The 501-nt window shown below is 69.3% G+C and carries 1 protein-coding gene; it reads left to right on the forward strand.

The features are described from left to right. Positions 1-15: 15 nt before the first annotated feature. A partial coding sequence (locus AC4FQ5_RS20255; protein WP_491146571.1) for an acyltransferase family protein occupies positions 16-501 on the forward strand: 486 nt, incomplete at its 3' end.

Consider the following 501-nt stretch of genomic DNA (forward strand, 5'->3'; position numbering starts at 1 on the left):
GCGGCAATGCCCTGGATGAAGAGCGCCCTCCTGCCGCGCCCGTCCGCGATCGATCTCGCGAAGATGCAGCGGAGCCTCCCCTCGCTGACGGGACTCCGGTGGATCGCCGCGCTCGCGGTCTTCGCGCTCCACGTGCGGAATGCCGACCTCGTCGACGGGCCGCTGCAGGTCGCCCTCTCGCGAGCGGCGGGGGCCGGAGCGGTCGGCGTCTCCCTTTTCTTCATCCTCTCGGGTTTCGTCCTCACGTGGGCCGACCGGACCCGGCAGCCGGCGAGGGATTTCTGGCGTCGTCGGGTTGCACGCATCTACCCGCTCCACGTCGTCACGCTCGTCCTCGCGATCCTCATCGCTCGGACGATCCCGGTCGGCACGATCGACGTCGACGACCCGGCGGCGCTCCTCGCGAATCTGCTGCTCGTCAACACCTGGTCGGTCGACTGGTTGGGGGTGGGCAACTCCGTGAGCTGGACGCTCGGGTGCGAGGCCTTCTTCTACCTCCTC

It is taken from the genome of Chryseobacterium sp. DT-167 (assembly GCF_058310155.1).